The organism is Faecalibacterium sp. DFI.5.82 (genome assembly GCF_029076575.1).
Lineage (GTDB): Bacteria > Bacillota > Clostridia > Oscillospirales > Ruminococcaceae > Faecalibacterium > Faecalibacterium duncaniae.
Window position 1 is genome coordinate 1 of record NZ_JARFIS010000043.1, and the last position, 582, is coordinate 582.

Consider the following 582-nt stretch of genomic DNA (forward strand, 5'->3'; position numbering starts at 1 on the left):
GCGCTGGTGCACAAGAGCCAGGGCGGCAAGTTTGGTGCCCGCGACCTGTGCCGGACCATCCGCAAGGCTGTGGAGGACCCCGCCGCTGAAAAGATCATCGACGGTACCCTTGTTTCCGGCTCCACCCTGACCGTGGATGCTGAGAACGATGAGATCGTGCTGAAATAAGTAAAGATCCCGGAGGGCAGAAACGCCCTCCGGGATCTTTGTTCTTTGTAGGAGGAGAGAAGAATGAACTTGTATCACTACCGATCAGTGGAAAGCGCACGAAAGGAGATCGAGTGCCGTACATTCCGCTATGCGGACCGGAACGAATTGAATGATCCCTTGGAGGGCTATGCTCAGATTTACTGGACAGGCGATTGTCCGGCGTGGGAGGGACTGTTCCGGAACTATATCTGCAGTGTATACTATGCTGTAGTTGGCATTCAATTGAATGCAAGCGAGGAACTTTTGGCAGAGAGGGCAGTTATTCCGGATTTTCACTGCTTTGATGATGTTCCGCTGGGGCAGGTTTGGAAAGAATTATCGGATCGTTTTGTACAGACAGCATTGGTGCAGAAGCTGATAGTAGATCTAGGA

General features: G+C 52.1%; 2 protein-coding genes. Both read left to right on the forward strand.

From position 1 onward, the window contains the following. Nucleotides 1–6: 6 nt before the first annotated feature. Entirely contained in the window at nucleotides 7–168 is a 162-nt protein-coding gene (locus tag P0G09_RS15460; protein WP_275253089.1) for a hypothetical protein, read from the forward strand. 63 nt (nucleotides 169–231) lie between these two features. After that, nucleotides 232–582, forward strand: a 351-nt coding sequence (locus tag P0G09_RS15465; protein ID WP_275253088.1) for a hypothetical protein, incomplete at its 3' end; no start/stop codon positions are given.